Source organism: Pseudarthrobacter adonitolis (assembly GCF_055412845.1).
Window position 1 is genome coordinate 39,607 of sequence record NZ_JBVAYW010000006.1, and the last position, 17,503, is coordinate 57,109.

The 17,503-nt window shown below is 65.2% G+C and carries 16 protein-coding genes; 6 read left to right on the forward strand and 10 right to left on the reverse strand.

Going from position 1 to position 17,503, the window contains the following annotated elements; translation table 11 throughout:
* Positions 1–47: 47 nt before the first annotated feature.
* Positions 48–326, forward strand: a complete 279-nt coding sequence (locus tag ACZYZ4_RS08605; RefSeq protein WP_463859950.1) for an HPr family phosphocarrier protein — start codon at positions 48–50, stop codon at positions 324–326.
* Between the two features lie 103 nt (positions 327–429).
* On the opposite strand, the gene ACZYZ4_RS08610 is transcribed toward ACZYZ4_RS08605, so the two are convergent.
* Positions 430–855, reverse strand: coding sequence for an SRPBCC domain-containing protein (locus ACZYZ4_RS08610; protein WP_463859952.1), 426 nt, complete (start codon positions 853–855; stop codon positions 430–432).
* Positions 855–1,700: a class I SAM-dependent methyltransferase gene (locus ACZYZ4_RS08615; protein WP_463859954.1), complete on the reverse strand. Its 846-nt coding sequence runs from the start codon at positions 1,698–1,700 to the stop codon at positions 855–857. Before ACZYZ4_RS08615 ends, ACZYZ4_RS08610 begins: the two co-directional genes overlap by 1 nt.
* A 246-nt stretch (positions 1,701–1,946) precedes the next feature.
* Here ACZYZ4_RS08615 and ACZYZ4_RS08620 point away from each other — a divergent pair, with 246 nt between their 5' ends.
* A complete protein-coding gene (locus ACZYZ4_RS08620) occupies positions 1,947–2,213 on the forward strand; it encodes a DUF7218 family protein (RefSeq protein ID WP_463859956.1) in 267 nt (88 codons plus the stop codon).
* Positions 2,214–2,285: 72 nt separating this feature from the next.
* Here ACZYZ4_RS08620 and ku read toward each other — a convergent pair whose 3' ends face one another.
* On the reverse strand, positions 2,286–3,380 hold the full coding sequence (ku, locus tag ACZYZ4_RS08625; RefSeq protein WP_463859958.1) for a non-homologous end joining protein Ku: 1,095 nt from the start codon (positions 3,378–3,380) through the stop codon (positions 2,286–2,288).
* Between the two features lie 40 nt (positions 3,381–3,420).
* On the opposite strand from ku, the gene ACZYZ4_RS08630 reads away from it, so the two are divergent.
* Entirely contained in the window at positions 3,421–5,940 is a 2,520-nt protein-coding gene (locus ACZYZ4_RS08630; RefSeq protein ID WP_463859959.1) for an ATP-dependent DNA ligase, read from the forward strand.
* A gap of 159 nt (positions 5,941–6,099) precedes the next feature.
* On the opposite strand, the gene ACZYZ4_RS08635 is transcribed toward ACZYZ4_RS08630, so the two are convergent.
* Positions 6,100–6,360: a hypothetical protein gene (locus ACZYZ4_RS08635; RefSeq protein WP_463859961.1), complete on the reverse strand. Its 261-nt coding sequence runs from the start codon at positions 6,358–6,360 to the stop codon at positions 6,100–6,102.
* Positions 6,361–6,430: 70 nt separating this feature from the next.
* The gene (locus ACZYZ4_RS08640) at positions 6,431–6,643 is read right to left on the reverse strand and encodes a hypothetical protein (protein ID WP_463859962.1); all 213 of its coding nucleotides are present in this window, start codon (positions 6,641–6,643) and stop codon (positions 6,431–6,433) included.
* 501 nt (positions 6,644–7,144) lie between these two features.
* On the opposite strand from ACZYZ4_RS08640, the gene ACZYZ4_RS08645 reads away from it, so the two are divergent.
* A complete protein-coding gene (locus ACZYZ4_RS08645; RefSeq protein ID WP_463859964.1) occupies positions 7,145–8,755 on the forward strand; it encodes an MFS transporter in 1,611 nt (536 codons plus the stop codon).
* Positions 8,756–9,098: 343 nt separating this feature from the next.
* Here the strand turns inward: ACZYZ4_RS08645 and ACZYZ4_RS08650 are convergent, their stop codons facing one another.
* The gene (locus tag ACZYZ4_RS08650) at positions 9,099–9,866 is read right to left on the reverse strand and encodes an SDR family NAD(P)-dependent oxidoreductase (RefSeq protein WP_463859965.1); all 768 of its coding nucleotides are present in this window, start codon (positions 9,864–9,866) and stop codon (positions 9,099–9,101) included.
* A gap of 218 nt (positions 9,867–10,084) precedes the next feature.
* On the opposite strand from ACZYZ4_RS08650, the gene ACZYZ4_RS08655 reads away from it, so the two are divergent.
* The gene (locus ACZYZ4_RS08655; protein ID WP_463859967.1) at positions 10,085–10,504 is read left to right on the forward strand and encodes a YciI family protein; all 420 of its coding nucleotides are present in this window, start codon (positions 10,085–10,087) and stop codon (positions 10,502–10,504) included.
* An 8-nt stretch (positions 10,505–10,512) separates the two neighbouring features.
* A complete protein-coding gene (locus ACZYZ4_RS08660) occupies positions 10,513–11,760 on the forward strand; it encodes an RNA polymerase sigma factor (RefSeq protein WP_463860231.1) in 1,248 nt (415 codons plus the stop codon).
* Between the two features lie 148 nt (positions 11,761–11,908).
* Here ACZYZ4_RS08660 and ACZYZ4_RS08665 read toward each other — a convergent pair whose 3' ends face one another.
* From ACZYZ4_RS08665 to ACZYZ4_RS08680, 4 genes are read right to left on the reverse strand one after another with little or no spacing between them, the layout of a single operon-like run.
* Positions 11,909–13,765: an IucA/IucC family protein gene (locus ACZYZ4_RS08665; protein WP_463860233.1), complete on the reverse strand. Its 1,857-nt coding sequence runs from the start codon at positions 13,763–13,765 to the stop codon at positions 11,909–11,911.
* Positions 13,766–13,824: 59 nt separating this feature from the next.
* Positions 13,825–14,418: a GNAT family N-acetyltransferase gene (locus tag ACZYZ4_RS08670; protein WP_463859969.1), complete on the reverse strand. Its 594-nt coding sequence runs from the start codon at positions 14,416–14,418 to the stop codon at positions 13,825–13,827.
* On the reverse strand, positions 14,415–15,800 hold the full coding sequence (locus ACZYZ4_RS08675) for a lysine N(6)-hydroxylase/L-ornithine N(5)-oxygenase family protein (protein WP_463859971.1): 1,386 nt from the start codon (positions 15,798–15,800) through the stop codon (positions 14,415–14,417). The genes ACZYZ4_RS08670 and ACZYZ4_RS08675 overlap by 4 nt, the downstream gene beginning before the upstream one ends.
* A complete protein-coding gene (locus ACZYZ4_RS08680) occupies positions 15,797–17,440 on the reverse strand; it encodes a pyridoxal phosphate-dependent decarboxylase family protein (RefSeq protein ID WP_463860235.1) in 1,644 nt (547 codons plus the stop codon). Before ACZYZ4_RS08680 ends, ACZYZ4_RS08675 begins: the two co-directional genes overlap by 4 nt.
* Positions 17,441–17,503: the final 63 nt, after the last annotated feature.

A 17,503-nucleotide genomic window follows, 5' to 3' on the forward strand; every position in this document is an offset into this window, starting at 1 on the left:
GATTCACGGCGCTGAACCAACGAGCGCCGAAAGACAAAGGAGCAAAAATGTCAGAACGCACCGCAACCGTCGCCAGCCGCGTAGGCCTGCACGCCCGCCCCGCCGCCATCTTTGCCGAGGCTGCCGGCGAGTTCGACCTCGACATCACCATCGCCCGCGAAGGCGAGCCGGACGATGAGGCAATGGACGCCGCGAGCATCCTGTCCCTCATGAGCCTGGGTGCCTCCCACGGCGACGTTGTGGTGCTCCGCGCCGAAGGTACCGGCGCGGATGACGCCCTGGAGCGTCTGGTCCAGATCCTGGAAACGGATCACGACGCCGAGTAAACAGCTCTGCGCCAGCGGCCGCCGTCGCGCCTGTCCCCTGTTTGGGGAAGGTACGACGGCGGCCGCTGGCTTTTCTCGTGCAGTTTCAGTTGGAGTGGGCTGCTTAGCCGCGTTCGGCGATCTTCTTGACGTCCGCCACGAGCATGTCCCACAGGCCCTTGGAGTGCTCCGCCGCGTCTTCGTTGGCGTTGTTGTCCTGCGAAAGCGTGAACCGTGTTGCACCGTTCTGGTCCTCGAGCGTCCACGTGAGCGTGTGGTAATTTTCCCGCTTGTCCTCTTCGCCGCCCAGGGGACTGAAGTGCGTGTGGACCAGCTTGCGGCCGGGATCTACCTTCAGGATCTCGCCCTTATCCTCGTAGGGTTTGCCTTCCCACTCGCCGCGCCAGGCGATGGGGCTGCCCTCCGTCCAGTCGGTCTCCAGGTCCGCGCCGAATTCCTTCACCGCGGCCGGATCGGTGATGACCTTCCAGACGCGGTCCGCCGGAGCATCAATGGTGATCGTTGATGTAGCCACAAGGTTCCCGGGCATTACCGGACTTCCTTGGCGGTCACCAGCAGGTATTCCCATTCCATTTGCCATACGGCATCACCGTGGGCCTCGCCAAAGGAATCGGCCAGTTCGGTGAGCGCTTGGTCCAGGGCCTGGGCCTTGTCCTCGTCGTCGCCGATGAATTTGTAGACCGAGATGGTGGGACCGTAGTGGGACTTGAAGTACCGCAGGAAGTCCTCCGGCTGGTGGAAACTGCGGATGGCCAGCGTGCGCTTCTTCGCCTGGATATCGGTGATTCTGTCGCCGAAGAGTTCCCGCACGTGGTCCTCGCTCCCCCACAGCGGCGGCGGCTGGGCTCCGGGCGGAGGCGGCGGCGCGAACGGCTTCATGGTGGCAAACATCCTTCCAATGAAGCCTTCGGGCGTCCAGCTGAGCAGGCCGATGGTGCCGCCGGGTTTGCACACCCGCACAATTTCGTCCGCGCCGGCCTGATGGTGCGGAGCGAACATCACGCCCAAGCAGGACGTGACCACGTCAAATGCGTCGTCCTCGAACGGCAGCGCCTCGGCGTCTGCTTCCACCCATTCAAGCCCTACGCCGCGATCGGCAGCCTGCCGGCGCCCGGCATCGAACAACTCCGGGGTGAGGTCGCTGGCCACCACATGGGCACCCATCATGGCCGCAGGGATGGCCGCGTTGCCGGCGCCGGCAGCCACGTCCAAAACGTGCTGCTTCGGCTTGATTCCGCAGGCATCAACCAGGATGGCCCCGAGATCCTGCACCAATTCGCTGGCCAGTGCCGGGTAATCCCCCGAGGCCCACATGGCCCGGTGCTTTTGCTTCAATGCCCGGTCTGCCTCGTCCGCGTCCGCTTTGTCATTCATGGTGGCGCCCCTCTCCTTTGACAGGCTTTTCCCTTGAAAGGCTTCGAGTGACAGCACACTGTTGCACAGGGCTGTAATGCGACCCATTGTGGCCGCCGCGGCGCAAGCTGTAAAGCGTCCGAAGCTACGGGCCGACCCGAAAACAAGCAACCGTAGTGTTTCCTTGTGTTTCCAGAGGCCCGGAATTAGCGTGGAAGCCTGACCAGCGAATACGGTGCTACGGCGTCCAGGTTGAAGGAGGACGACATGCCCGGCAATGAGAACCCGAGCCTGAAAGATCCTGAACTCTACGAGGAACTGCGCGAAGACGGTGCATCCAAGCAGAAGGCCGCGCGTATCTCGAACGCGGCCGCCAAGAAGGGCCGCTCCGCGGTGGGCAGCAAAGGCGGGAAATCCGGTGACTACGACGATTGGACCGTCCCGCAGCTGAAGGCCAAAGCGAAGGAAATAGGCCTCACCGGCTACTCAGCCAAAAAGAAGAGCGAGCTTATCTCCGCCCTGCGGAACTCCTAGGCGGCGGCCATCGCCACCAACGCAGCGTGTTCGCGGCCCGACTGTTCCCGGACCGCTTGTTCGCGGACCGCCTCAAGCACCCTTTCGTGCCCGCGTGGTGGTGGCCTTCACAGCAGGCTTCGCAGCGGCGGACTTAGCGGCTGTAGATTGTGCAGCGGTGGACTTAGTCGCCGTGGACTTGCTGGCTGCAGTGGATGTGGCGGCGGTTTTGCTTCCGGAGGATTTCGCCGCACCCGTCTTGGTTCCCGCGGCCTTTCGGCCGGCTTTGACGGGAGCCTTCCCGCCGGAACTGCCGGCACTTTCTTCAGTGTCGGCGTCGTCCGCGTCCCCGGGGGCCGCATCCTCGGAGCCCGCATCCTCAGAAGCGGCAGGCTTACCGCCGCCGCGCTTCCGCTCCAGGCTGCGCTTCAGCGCCTCCATCAGGTCGATGACCTCGCCGTTGCCGCCCTCACCCGCTTCTGCGCCGAACGTTTCGTCGGTATCGAGCGAATCGCCCTTCTCCAGCTTGGCCTCGATGAGCTTTCGAAGCTGCACCTGGTAGTCATCGGTGAAATGCTCGGGTTCAAAATCGGCGGCCATCGACTCCACGAGGGCGGCGGACATTTCGCGTTCCTGGGCCGAAATCCGGATGGACGTGTCCAAGGTAGGGAAGCTGGCCTCCCGGACCTCGTCGGGCCACAGCAGGGACTGCAGGACCAGCACATCGTCTTTGATGCGCAGCGCCCCCAGCCGGGTCTTCTCGCGCAGGGCGAACTGGACGATGGCCACGCGGTCCGTATCCTCAAGCGCCCGGCGCAGCAAGACGTAGGCCTTGGGCGACTTGGAATCCGGCTCCAGGTAATAGCTCTTCTCGAACATCATCGGTTCCAGCTGCTCCGACGGGACAAACTGGACCACCTCGATCTCATGGCTGTTCTCCGCCGGGATGGATTTGAGCTCATCCTTGGACAGGACCACCGTCCGGCCCTCGTCCTCAAACGCCTTGTCAATGTCCGAATAGTCGATGATCTTGCTGCACACCTCGCAGCGGCGCTGGTACCGGATCCGGCCACCGTCGGCATTGTGGACCTGGTGGAGGCTGATGTCGTGGTCCTCGGTGGCGCTGTAGACCTTCACAGGCACGTTGACCAGGCCAAACGCGATGGCACCTTTCCAGATGGCTCTCATCCCTCAAGTGAACATCACGCGCGGCCGGAGGTGAAGACCCATGGCCGGCCCTAAAGAGCGCGTCAGGGTGGCGGGGCGGGAACTGACCCTCACCAACCTGGACAAAATCATCTACCCGGAGACGGGCACCACCAAGGCCGACGTCCTTGCTTACTACGCCGCCGTGGCCCATGTCCTGATTCCCGCGGCAGCCAACCGGCCCGCCACCCGCAAGCGCTGGGTCAACGGCGTGGGTACCGCAGGGCAGCCCGGCGAGGTCTTCTTTCAGAAGAACCTGGAAGATTCAGCGCCCGGCTGGCTCCAGCGCGCTGCCATCGAGCACAAGGACCGGACCATCTTCTATCCAATGGTGAACGATCCCGCCACGCTCACCTGGTTCGGCCAGATCAATTCACTGGAAATCCATGTCCCCCAGTGGCAGGTGGACTCCCGTGGCAAGCAACTGAACCCGGACCGCCTGGTCCTGGACCTCGATCCCGGCGACGGCGCAGGACTCGAGGAATGCGCCGAGGTTGCCAGGCTGGCACGCGCCATCCTGCAGGACGTGGGCCTGGAGCCGGTGCCGGTGACCAGCGGCAGCAAGGGAATCCACCTCTACGCCGGCCTTGATGGGACGCAGACCTCCGATCAGATCTCGGACTTTGCCCACGAACTGGCCCGCGCACTGGAGGCAGACCACCCGGATCTCGCCGTCAGCGATATGAAAAAGACGCTGCGCAAAGGCAAGGTGCTGGTGGACTGGAGCCAGAACAGCGCCGCCAAAACCACCATCGTGCCGTACTCCCTGCGCGGCCGTCTCACCCCCACGGTGGCCGCCCCGCGGACCTGGCAGGAGATCGGCTCCCCCAAGCTCCAGCACCTTGACTACAAGGCCGTGCTGCGCCGGGTGAAAGCAGGCAAGGACCCGTTCGCCGCCGTCGGCCACGGTGCCGGGCACCCTGGGTACGCTAGTGCGGAGACGGACGACGGCGGGACACACGCCCGCCTGGAGCGGTACCGGTCGATGCGGGACCCGGACGCGACGCCGGAGCCGTTCTCCGGCGCCTCCGGAAATGGGGATACCTTCGTGATCCAGGAGCATCACGCGAGCAGGCTGCACTTCGATTTCCGGCTGGAGCACGAGGGTGTGCTGGTGTCCTGGGCCCTGCCGAAGGGCGTCCCGGAATCCGGCGAGAAGAACCACCTGGCGGTCCAGACCGAGGACCACCCCTTGGACTACGCCACGTTTGAGGGCACCATTCCCAAAGGCCAGTACGGTGCCGGCGAGGTCACTGTCTGGGACCACGGCACGTATGAACTCGAGAAATGGATCAACGGCCGGGAGGTCATCGCCACGCTCACCGGGGCAGAGGGCGGTGGCTTGGGCGGAACCAGGAAGTTCGCCCTGATCCATACCGGCCGGGGGCAGGGCAAAGACGCCGAAGGGCAGTGGCTCATCCACCTGATGGACAAGGACCACCACACCTTTCATCCGCGGAGGGCTGCGGCGGATGATGAACCGGCGGAGGACGCGGAGGACGATTCGGCGGAGGACAGCTCTTCCGGGAAGGCGCCCGCCGACGAAGATTCCCCGGCTCCGGCCGCGCCTTCCCCACCGCTTCGCGCGGAGAATTTCAGTCCCATGATGGCAACGTCCGGCACCACCGCCGACCTTTATGGCAGCGACTGGCAGTTTGAGCTGAAGTGGGACGGCGTGCGTGCCCTGCTGGTCGCGGACGAACAGAAGGTCCGCGTCTTCAGCCGCAACGGCATCGACGTCACCGCAACCTACCCAGAACTGACGGACCGGACCTGCTGGCCGGAGCAGGCGTTCGTCGCCGACGGTGAGATCATCGCCGTCGGGCCTTCCGGCAGACCCGACTTCGGGCTGCTCCAAGGACGAATGAAACTGACGCGGCCCGCCGACGTCGCAAAGGCCCGCGCAGCAATCCCGGTCCGGCTGATGCTTTTTGACCTGCTGTCCGACGGCGGCGAGGACCTTCGCCGGCTGCCTTTCGCGAAGCGGCGGCAGCGACTGGAGGACTTCCATCACCCGTCGGAGTGTCCCGTAGAGCTGTCCGCCGTCCTGGACGAGAGGATCGAGCACATCCTGGAAAGCGCACAGGAGCTGGGCCTCGAGGGCGTGATGGCCAAACGGACCGACAGCCGCTACGTCAGCGGGCAACGGACGCGGACGTGGATCAAGATAAAGCTGGAGCAGACCCAAGAAGTGGTGGTGGGTGGCTGGCGGCCGGGCAAGGGCGGGCGGCAGAGTTCCGTGGGTTCGCTGCTGGTGGGCATCCCCGACGGCAACAAGCTGCGGTATGTGGGCCGGGTGGGCAGCGGCTTCAGCATGCGAGAACTGCAGGAACTCCGGCAGAAAGTGGATGATCTGGCGCGCAAGACGTCACCGTTCAACGACGTTCCCCGCGAGGATGCCTCGGACGCCCATTGGGTGACGCCCCGGCTGGTCGGTGAGGTGACTTTCGGAGAATGGACGGGCAGCGGCAAGCTCAGGCATCCGGTGTGGCGGGGCTGGCGGCTGGACAAAACGGCTGAGGAAGTGGTGCCGGAGGATTAGCGACGCTGACTGGTGCCGCTGAGCTGGCGACGCGCAAAGTCCTCCGGGATGCGCTGATATTCCGAGGACACAGAAACCGCCTGGCGACACCCGAATTCGGGTGTCGCCAGGCCGTTTGTGTGTCGTCAGGTCAGATGCGGGTCGTCAGCGCGGGTGTTCCTAGGAAGAGTGCGGCATCTGCGGGCGGCCGGTACGGTGCACGGCCGTGACTGCAGCTTCCTGGCCCACCCGGCCATGCTCTGAACCCTGCTCTTTGGGGTGCCGGTGCTTGCCGTTGCCGTCCGGCCAGCGGCGTTCGCCGGCCATCGCGGCAGTCACCGCAATGGTGGCCGGGTCCGGCATGGACGGCGCTTCCATGGCTGCCGCGAGATGGTCCGCGACCTCGGGTTTGATCTTTGCTTCAGCATGTTTTTCGGCCATTTTTCTTCCTTCCGCAATGAAATGAAGTGGTTACCAATAGTAGGTCTGGCGTGCTGTCCGGGCGCTGGAATTACCAGCGGACCTTCTTCTCGGCCGGGCCCTGCTTGCCGCTGGCGTGCGTGGGCTTGTGGCTCTTGCCGACGCTTTGCAGCCCGGTGTCGCCGCCCCGGGATTTGCTGGCGAGCATGGCCCTCTGCGCTTCGGTGAGCCCGGCCCGGATGCCCTTGGCGTCGGCGTCGTCCGGCGCAGATTCGGGCTGGCTGGGAGTGTTGTTTTCAGTCATTTGGTGGAACCTTTCTGAGGAGAATCAGTGTGTCTGACGAGATCAGCTGGACGGGGCCGGAGGTACCAGGCCGCAGGCGTCCGCCTACTCAAAAATCAGTGTTCCCATGGCTCAACAATAGGCAATTTCAGGCTCGGTTGTGAACCCCCGGTTTCCGGCCTGTACATGGGGCCGGGTGGCGGTCTGCGCAGCGGCCGGGGCTGGCGCCCGGATGGCCGTGGCGGCAGTCACTTTTCCGCGCAAATCAGGGGAAAAATGGCCCCAAAAATGCGCCGTGAACAAAAAATTCGATAACGATGGGTCCGAACCGCCCGAATCCCAGTGATGACGGGGCGAGAGTCGCCAAAAGAAATCGCGGAATGGTGCAGGAAACCCACTCCGAGGAGGGCACTCTACGGTACAAAACTCTCAATTGCCATGGAATCCGCGTAAAATTGAAGGCCTGCCCAGAGCGGGGCAGCTACAAGTCGCAAGCAAATGACCTCCATAGGAGTCGCCCAAATGCCCACAGACCGAAGCACGACCGACGCTTCAGCAGGCGTGAACAACGCCAGCCGACCCAACGATGCAGCACCCAACAACGCACGACCTACCGCACCAATAAGTGTGCGGAAACCTAAGATACTTGCACGCCGCCGACTCAAAGAGTCCGACGTGAATGTCGTCAACCAGCCCATGCTTAAAAAGGCGCTCGGCGGAACCATCGTGGGTAACACCATGGAATGGTTCGACGTCGGTGTATTCGGCTACTTGATCACCACCATGGGACCAGTCTTCCTTCCCGAGGCCGACAAGTCCGTACAGACGCTGTTCCTGCTTGGAACGTTCGCTGCCACCTTCATTGCCCGTCCACTCGGCGGCGTCGTGTTCGGCTGGCTCGGCGACAAGATCGGGCGGCAAAAGGTACTCGCCGCAACACTGATGATTATGGCTGCGAGCACGTTCGCCGTCGGGCTGCTGCCCGGATACGCGCAGATCGGCATCTGGGCCGCGGCGCTGCTGGTGCTCCTGAAGCTAGTACAGGGCTTCTCTACCGGCGGTGAATACGCAGGCGCCACCACCTTCGTGAGTGAATACGCCCCGGATAAGCGCCGCGGATTCTTTGCAAGCTTCCTGGACATGGGCAGCTACCTCGGCTTTGCACTGGGTGCGGCGCTGGTTTCTGTCCTGCAGCTGACCCTTGGCCAGACAGCCATGGAGGAATGGGGCTGGCGCATACCCTTCCTCGTTGCAGGTCCGTTGGGCCTCATCGCCATCTACTTCCGGAACAAGATCGAGGAATCCCCTCAGTTCCAGGCCACCCTGGATGCCCAGGAATCCATCGGGCAGGACGCCGCAGCAGCTGACGTGGACGCCGCCAAGGGTCCGTTCGGAATCGTCAAGGCCTACTGGCGCTCCCTCATAGTGGCCATGATCCTTGTCGCCGCTGCCAACACCGCCGGCTACGCCCTGACGTCTTACATGCCGACGTACCTCACCGAATCCAAGGGCTACGATCCCGTCCACGGAACGCTGCTGACCATCCCCGTGCTGGTCATCATGAGCCTCTGCATTCCCCTGACCGGGAAGCTGTCTGACCGGATCGGCCGCCGTCCCGTGCTGTGGATCGGCGCCATCAGCACCGTGGTGCTGGCAACCCCAGCGTTCCTGCTGATCGGCATCGGCGAGGTCTGGTCCACGCTGGCAGGCCTCTCGCTGATCGCCTTCCCGGTGACGTTCTATGTTTCGAACCTTGCCTCGGCATTGCCCGCTCAGTTCCCGACAGCCAACAGGTACGGCGCCATGGGCATCGCCTACAACTTCGCCGTGGCCATCTTCGGCGGCACCACACCGCTCATCGTTGCCGCGCTGATCACGGCGACCGGCGACGACATGATGCCGGCCTACTATCTGATGGGCACCTCGGCCATCGGCGCAGTGGCGATCTACTTCCTCAAGGAATCAGCCCAGCGCCCGCTGCCCGGCTCCATGCCCAGCGTGGACACCCAGGCAGAGGCGCGGGAACTGGTTGCAACTCAGGACGAGAACCCGCTGATCGACCTGGACGACATGCCGTTCGAATCCCAGGACGTCACCGATGCCGCGGCCGCTAAAGTTCCGGCCGGAGTCTAAGCAACACATCGGAACAACAAACCGGCCTGTCCGGGCCGTCTTGTAGCCCGCGCTCAAAGGCCCGTCCCGCGCGCTTTCCTTGGGGGAAGCACGCAGGGCGGGCCTTAGCCGTGCCCGGCCCGCCCGTGCCCGGCCCACGCGACGCCCTGGGACCCAGCTAATGGTGGCCATTCCGGGCTTCTACTAACTTCCGAAGAAGGGTTTGAACGGATAGGTGGTTGGCTGTGCGCAGAGTCATGGCCCATGGACCCCGGCCTCCTGGTCACCGAACGCGCGGTGGAGACCTTTGTGGGGGCAGTGATCGGCATCGCCGTAGTTGTGGCCATCCGCGCACCGCGGAAGGCTACTGTTTCGGGCGTCGCGCCGGCCCGGACGTACGCCGCGCTGGCAGCACGCGCGAGATGGCGGCCACCAGTTTGTAGCGTTTGGTGGGGATCGAGACGCCCCTCCCGCGGGCGTTGTCGGCCAGGCCATCCCGGACCACCTGATCCGCCCGCAGCCACATCCAGCGCGGGGCGACCGACTTGTCCATGCCCATGCGGTCGTGGAATTCCGTGTGCGTGAAGCCGGGACACAGCGCCGTGACGTGCACGCCTCTCGGTCCATAGGCAAGGTTGGCCCAGCGGCTGAAGCTGACCTGCCAGGCTTTCGCGGCCGAGTAGCTGCCGCGGTTGGCGAAAGCCGCCACGCTGGCCACGTTGATGATCCGGCCGGAATGCCGTTCCAGCATCCCCTGCAGCGCGGCATGGCAGAGCTCCATAGGAGTCTGCACGTGCAGGCGCAGGTGCATCGTCTCGTCCTCAACTGGATTGTTTTCGAAGGAGCGCAGCAGCCCCATCCCCGCATTGTTCACTAGGACCTCAACCGGCCGCGCCGCGTCCGTGAGGCGCCCGACGACGGCGGCCACCCCGGCGTCGTACGTCAGGTCCGCGGGCAGCACCTCAGCTGAAACGTTGTAGTCGCGCTCGAGTTCGTCAGCGATCTGCTGGAGCCGGGCGGCGTCGCGGGCCACCAGCACCATGTGGTGGCCTTCCTGCGCGAGCTGGCGGGCGAATTCCGCTCCCAGCCCTGCTGTTGCCCCTGTTACGAGCGCGGTGGTGGGTGTCTTCATGCGCCCAGACTAGCCGTGTTACGGCGCAGGCGGCTGGTACAGACCGAAGGCCGAGCCCTGGTCGTCTTTGCACAGCTTGAATCTTCCGTACTCCGCCGCGCCTTGCTCCTGACCGAGTTGGAAAAAGTCTCTGCTTTCTGTCGATCCGGCCTCGCGCCGTTCGACCTATGGGTGAGAAGGTCGAAGGGCGACCTTCCACAACCAAGGAGAAGATTGAGATGGCCAAGTACATGCTGATCATGCGGGCAACCGACGAGTCCCTCGCGAAGTTCACGGACGTCGACTTCACAGAGGCCATGAACGCCATGGGCGAGTTCAACGACGAACTGATCCGTGCCGGTGTCCTGCTGGCGGCCGAGGGCCTGGAGGATCCGAAGGAGGGCGTCGTGGTGGACTTCACCGGCGAAACACCGGTGGTCACCGACGGCCCGTACGGGGAGACCAAGGAACTGTTCGGCGGCTTCTACATCCTCGATGTGGCGTCGAAGCAGGAAGCCATCGAGTGGGCGAAGCGGGCGCCGCTCACGGCCGGCAGTAAGACCGAGATCCGCCGTGTGCCCACCGTCGACGAGTTCCCGCAGGACAACGAATGGATCCAGAAGGAACGCGTCTGGCGCGAGCAGACCGGGCAGCTCTGACCCCGACGGTGAGTGGTGCTGAGGCGCGGGGCGCCGTCGAGGCGGTGTGGCGGATGGAGTCTGCCCGCATCGTCGGCGCCTTGGCCCGCTATACGGGCGATTTTCCGCTGGCCGAGGATCTCGCGCAGGAGGCACTCGCCGAGGCTCTCGTCTCCTGGTCCGTCAACGGGGTACCCGCCGAGCCCGCCGGATGGCTGCTCACTGCCGGCCGCCGTCGTGCCATTGACACGTTCAGACGACGGGCCGCCCGGGACGGAAAGTACGCGTTGCTGGCCCGCGACCTCTCGGCGGAGGAGCCCGGAGCGGATGCGCTGTTCGACCCCGCAGCGATCGACGACGACGTGCTCGCCCTGATGTTCATCTCGTGCCATCCGGTGTTGTCCAAGGAAGCCCGGATCGCGTTGACGCTGCGCGTTGTGGGCGGACTGGGCAGCGACGAGATCGCCAAGGCCTTCCTGGTGCCGGTGGCGACAATCCAGGCACGCATCACCCGCGCCAAGAAGACACTGGCCGCCGCGAAGGTGCCGTTCGCAGTCCCCGAACCGCACGAGCGGGCTGAACGGCTCGGCTCGGTGCGTCACGTCATCTACCTGATCTTCACCGAGGGCTCGTTCGCGTCGGGTGGCGAGGAATGGATCCGCGCTGGCCTGGCCGGCGAAGCCCGCCGCCTGGCCCGGGTGCTGGTGCGGATCGCGCCCGAACCCGAGGTATTCGGGCTGCTTGCACTGTTGGAACTCACCGCTGCGCGGTTCCCGGCCCGGATCGATGCGTCCGGCCGCCCGGTGCTTCTGGAAGACCAGGACCGACGGCGGTGGGACTCGGCCGCGATCCGGCGCGGACGTGCAGCGCTGGCCCGGGCAGCGGGTTCCGGACGCGGGCTGGGCGCCTACGGTCTCCAGGCATCCATCGCCGAGTGCCATGCAGTGGCTCATTCGGTCGCCGAAACGGACTGGCAGCGGATCGTCATCCTCTACGAAGCCCTCGGACGGCTGGCCCCGTCCCCCATCATCGAACTCAACCGGGCGGTCGCGGTCGCGATGGCATCCGGCCCTGCGGACGGACTGGAGCTGGTGGAGGCGATCGCCTCGCGCGGCGAACTGGCGGGCTCGCACCTGCTCCCCGCGGTCCGTGGCGAGATGCTCACCCGGCTCGGTCTGCGTGACGATGCACGGTCCGCACTCCTGCAGGCCGTTGCGCTGTGCGGGAACGCCGCCGAGCGCGCGGTGCTTCAGCGCAAGGTGGACGAGATCGCCTGACCCCTGGGCTGAGCCCGCGCAGCGCGAAAGGACACTTGCGGCCCCGCTGCCGGATTCTGCTCCATCATTCCGGTTTGCCCCGGGACCGGGCCCGGAATCACGGGTCCACCTGGCCGAAAACCCGCGAATGACGGAGCAGAATCCGACGCTACGCGAACCTGGCGAGCGGGTTGGCGAGCCGGCCGGCCATCTGCAGCCCGCCGGACGGGTCCGTGAGGTCAAGCATCTGCTGGTTGTTCCGCAGCTGCAGCCGGTTCAGGCACGACAGTTCAAAGTCCGCGGCGAACAGGTCGTGGCGGGCGAACTGGTCCGTCAGCTCCGGGTGTTCGGCCTGGTAGTCCCGGATGACCCGGGCGGCCGTGCCCCAGAACTCCTCCTCGCTGAGTTTCCCGTCCTCCACCAGCAGGGCACCGAGGAAGCGGAAGATGCAGTCGAACACATCCGTGAAGATGGCCAGCACCTTTTCGCCGTCGGGAATGTCCACCTGGATCCGCGATACAGCCTCGGGCAGGTCCAGCCGGTGCCCCATCACCACAATTTCCTCAGCGATGTCCTTCATAACCGCCCGCACGGGCACGCCGTTGTCCAGCACCAGGATCACGTTCTCGCCATGCGGCATAAAGGCGAGTTCGTACCGGTACAGGCAGTGGACCAGCGGGACGAGGTAGGCCTCGAAGTAGCGGCGCAGCCACTCGGCGGGTTCCAGTCCGGAGCGCTCGATCAGGGCAGACACTATCGGCTTGCCGGCCGCATCGACGTGCAGCAGGGACGCCATGGTGGCAAGCTGCTGGCCGTCCTCGAGCAACGGGAGCGGACTTTCCCTCCACAGCGCCGACAGCATCTTCTGGTAGGGCGAGCCTTTGGCGGACGCGGCCTCGTAGTAGCTGTTGTGGTAGCCGATCGCCGCGATCTCGCTGATCATAGCCATGCCGCGCTTCTGCAGGGCTTCGTCTGACCGGATCAGTTGCTGCAGCCAGTCATTGATGGCGGGGGTTGCCTTCATGTACTGCGGCGAGAGTCCCCGCATAAAGCCCATGTTCAGGACGGACATCGCCGTCTTGACGTAACTCTTGGCGGGCACGGCCGTGTTGAAGAACGTGCGGATGGACTGCTGGGCCTGATAGCTGTCTGCGCCGGTCCCCAGGTGGATGATGTGCTGCTGGGCGATTTCGGCAGCGAAGGTGATGGTGAGCTTGTTCTCCCACTGCCAGGGATGCACCGGCATCAGGAAATACTGTGCGGGGTCCACGCCCTGGGCCGCGAATTCGGTGTCAAACGACTGCAGCGCAGCGGCGCCGAGCTCGGCCTCCAGGTGGGCGCGGTAGTCCAGTCCGGCGCTGGCAGTGAAGACAGCCTTGCTGCGGTGAACCCCGATCCACTCCAGGCGAACGGGAGCTCCGGTCTCCGGCGCGAACGCCCGGTAGTCGCTGATGCCGAAGCCCAGCCGGCCGTTGTTGGCCACGAAACACGGGTGGCCCTCCGTCATGCTGCGTTCGATGGCCTGGAAGTCGGCCGCGGGGTCGGTTCCGCCGGTGACTCCAGCCACGAGTTCTTCGGCGGACGGCTGTCCCAGCCATTGTTTGTAGGAGTGGCCTGCCAACGTGCTGCTGATCTCCTCGAGGTATACCGGGAGCATCTCCTCGCGGAGGCCCAGGGTGTCCTTGAAGTCGGTGATAAAACGCAGGGCATCGGGGGCGGCATCCTCGCCGCTGCGCGTGCAGTGGATCGAAGCGGCGTCCACCGACCAGTGCTCCAGCTCAAGCACGCGGGCCGTGAATGAATATGCTGTGAGGCCGTCGTCGCTGCGGACCACGTACACCGCGGGCTTCTCCGGACCTGTGGCACCCCCGCCGGAGCCCAGGCGCTGCGGCTCCAGGATGCGTTCGTGCAGGAATTCGGCGAGCGCCTTGCGGACCAGATGACGGTTGGCCGCAGCCCAGCGCTCGGGCGCCAGGTGGGGAACGGTGTTCGCGGTGCTGTCCGGCCGGTCGGCCGCGGCGTCAATGTCGGCGGTGTCAATGTCGGCGGCGGGATCAACGACGGCGGGGTCCAGCTCGATGGTGGTCACAGTGATGCTCCCTGGTGGATCGGGGCGGAAAGGTCATGGGAAAGGTCTTGGGGGTGGCGCAGGGCTGCGCGGGCGGCAAGGTAGTCCTGGCTTGTGCAGAAGCTGAGCAGCGCATCCTTGTCCGGCAGATTGACCACCCCCGCCGGCCGGAAGCCCAGCCGCTCGTTGAGCACATGGATCTTGGAGTTTCTGGCGTCTGGTTCCACCACCACGCGTTCCACGCCTGGTTTTTCGAACAACCGCCCCAGCACGGCGGCCATCACCGCGGCTGTGTACCCCGGTTTGGGATCTCCCGACGGCGGCGCCACCAGCAGGTGCATGCCGATGTCGCCCTCCTGCACGGCATAGACCGCGGCCAGTGGCGAGGCTGCCGGCAAGTATTCCTCCATCAGAAAGGCGGGGACGCCGTCGTCGTTAATCCCCAGCAAGGCATGGTGATGCCCCGTTGCCTGGATTTTCGAGTATTCCTCCACTACTCCGTCAACTGTGGAGGACAGCATCCCCCAGAACGACGCGTACGGCTGGGTTACCCAGCTGTGGAGGAGGCGTGCATCGGCAACGGCGTCAACACAGCGGAACGTGAAGCTCATGCGGACACCTCCACACTCTGGGTGGGAACCGGCTCGGCGCTTAGCCCGGCCGGCCTGGAGCCCGGGCCGGGCTGGGGTGCGCCGAACTGCTGGAACGCGATGCTGCGCTCCACGGGATAGACCTCGCGGCCGGTGATCTCACGAAGGATGCACGAGTTGCGGTAGGCAGCCATGCCGAGGTCCGGGGTGATAAAGCCGTGCGTGTGCAGCTCGGCGTTCTGGACGAATAGTTCGCCGGGTTCGACGCCGGTGCTGTAGTTGCGTGCCACGGCGAACCGGCCGGCGGAGTCCCTGGCGATCCGGTCCTGGATGCCGGCCAGGAAGTCCGGCTCCCGGTAGGTGTAGCCGGTGGCCAGGACCACGGTTTCGCTGTCCAGCACATAATCCGAGCCCTGCTCCTCGTGCCGGAGCTGCAGTGTGTGGGAACCGGCGGCAGAATCCCACACGGCGCCGGTGAGCGATGAGTGGGTCAGGAGCTGGGTGTCCACCATGCCGGAGAGGCTCTTGGTGTACAGGAGGTCGTAGATGGCGTCGATCAGCTCGGAGTTGATGCCTTTGTACAGGTTCTTCTGGCTCTTAATGAGGCCGTCGCGTTGGTCCTGAGGCAGCCCATGGAAGTAATCCACGTACTCCGGCGAGGTCATCTCCAGGGTGAGCTTGGTGTACTCCAGCGGGAAGAAGCGCCCGGACCGGGTGACCCAGTTCAACTGGTAACCGTAGGTGTCCATGTCCTGCAGGAGCTCGTAGTAGATTTCCGCGGCACTCTGGCCGCTGCCCACGATGGTGATGCTGCGTTTGGCCTGCAGCTCACTCTTCCTCGACAGGTAGTCGGCGTTGTGGAGGACAAGTCCCCCGCCGTCCGCGGCCGCCTCGACTATTCCGTCACAGGACGCCGGCACGTACGGTGAAGTGCCCGTGCCCAGCACCAGCCGCCGGGCCAGCAGCACCTCGGGCCCCTCCGGACCTTCCACCGAAAGGCGGTACACGCCGGCGTCGTACGTTACATCCAGCACAGCCGTGCTAAAACGGACGGACCGCAGCTGGCCGGCCACCCACTGGCAGTACTGGTTGTACTCCGCGCGCAGCGGATAGAAGTTTTCGCGGATATAGAACCGGTAGAGGCGGCCGGTCTGCTTGAGGAAATTCAGGAACGAATACGGCGAGGTGGGGTCGGCCAGTGTCACCAGGTCCGCCATAAACGGCACCTGGAGGTGGGCCGGCTCCAGCATCATGCCGGGGTGCCAGTCGAAGGATTCCCGTTGCTCCAGGAAGACGCCGTCCAGCCCGTCCACCGGCTCGCTAAGGGCGGCGAGGCCCAGGTTGAAGGGCCCGACGCCGATGCCGGCGAAGTCGAAAATGCGCGGTTCGGTGGAGGTGCTCATGCGGACACCTCGCTGGTGCTGGCGTTGGCCAGCAGCTGCGCGCCGGTGCGGCGCAGCAGCTCGATGATCTCGCTGATGTCCTCCAGGGTTGCTTCGGCGTTGAGGAGGGTGAACTTCAGGTAGTGCCTGCCAGCCACCTTGGTGCCGGCCACCACGGCCTGCCCGGACGCGAAGACTGCCGCGCGGACGGCCGGGTTGAGGGTGTCGGCCGCATCCTCGGAAAGCCGGCCGTGAGCGTCGGTGAGACCGGCATCGGCAAGGCCGGCGCCGGCAAGCGCAACGGCGCCGGACACAGCCCCGGACACGCGGGGGCGGTACCGGAAGACCAGCGTGCTGAGCTGCGGGTCGGCGGCGAGCTCAAAGTCGTCGTCGGCAGCCAGCACGGATCCCACGCGTGCGGCGAGATCGATCGCTTCATCAAACAGGGCGCCAATCGCATCCGCGCCCATGATGCGCAAGGTCAGCCACAGCTTGAGCGCGTCAAAGCGGCGGGTGGTCTGGATGCTCTTGTCCACCTGGTTGGGGATCTCGGCCAGGGCGGCGCTTTCAGGGTTCAGGTAGTCCGCGTAGTAGGTGACGTGCTGCAGCATGGCGCGGTCCCGGACCAGCAGGGCGCTGGAGCTGACGGGCTGGAAGAACGTTTTGTGGAAGTCCACCGTGACGGAGTCGGCCAGGCGGGCCCCGTCCAGCAGGTGGCGGTAGCGGCCGGAAACCATCAGCCCGCCGCCGTAAGCCGCGTCGATGTGGAACCAGGCACCGTAGGCGCGGGCCAGGGTGGCGAGGTCCGCGAGCGGGTCCACGGCACCGAAGTCGGTGGTCCCGGCCGTGGCCACAACCGCCATCGGTACCAGCCCGGCGTCGTGCGTTTCCGCCATGGCCTCAGCGAGCGCGGCCGGGTCCATCTTATGGTCCGCGGCGCAGGGGACAGAGATGACGGCGTCGAAGCCCATGCCGAGCATGGACGCGGACTTCTGGATGCTGAAGTGACTGTCTGCTGATGTGAAAATCCGCAGCTTTTCCAGCAGCGCGGGCAGCCGGAGTCCGGCGTTTGCCGGCTCCTGCCGCAGCCCGGCAACGGCGTGATTGCGCGCGATCAGCAGTGCCTGAAGGTTCGACTGGCTGCCGCCGGAGGTGAACACGCCGTCGGCTGCAGCCCCCAGCTGCAGCCGTTCGGCGGTCCAGTCGATGAGCCGGCGCTCGATCATGGTGGCCCCGGCGCTCTGGTCCCAGGTGTCCATCGAGGAGTTCACCGCGGACAGGATGGCCTCCCCTACCAGCGCCGGGATCACCACTGGGCAGTTCAGGTGGGCCGCGTACTTGGCATCGTGGAAGTAGATGGCGTCCCGGAGGTAGACGCTCTCAAGCTCTTCCAGGGCCGCGGCGGTGTCCGGGAGCGGCCGGTCCAAGTCCACGGCGCCGATGCGCGCCTCCATTTCTGCAGGCCCGACGCCGGTGAACGGCCGGGTGGTCCGGTCGAGTTTGGTGGCCACGGCGTTGACGCCCTGCAGCACCTGCGCCACGTACCGGGTGGAGTTCCGGGTGTTGAACAGATGGTTGCTGGCAGCGAGGGCCAGCTCCACGCGGGAGCCGAAATCCTGCCCGGGCAGGGTTTCGCTCACCCGATTTTCATCCACGTACATCTCATCAACACGGGGCAGCAGCGGCACAGTGGTCATCCTTAGTTCGACGTTGGGGGTTGTCTT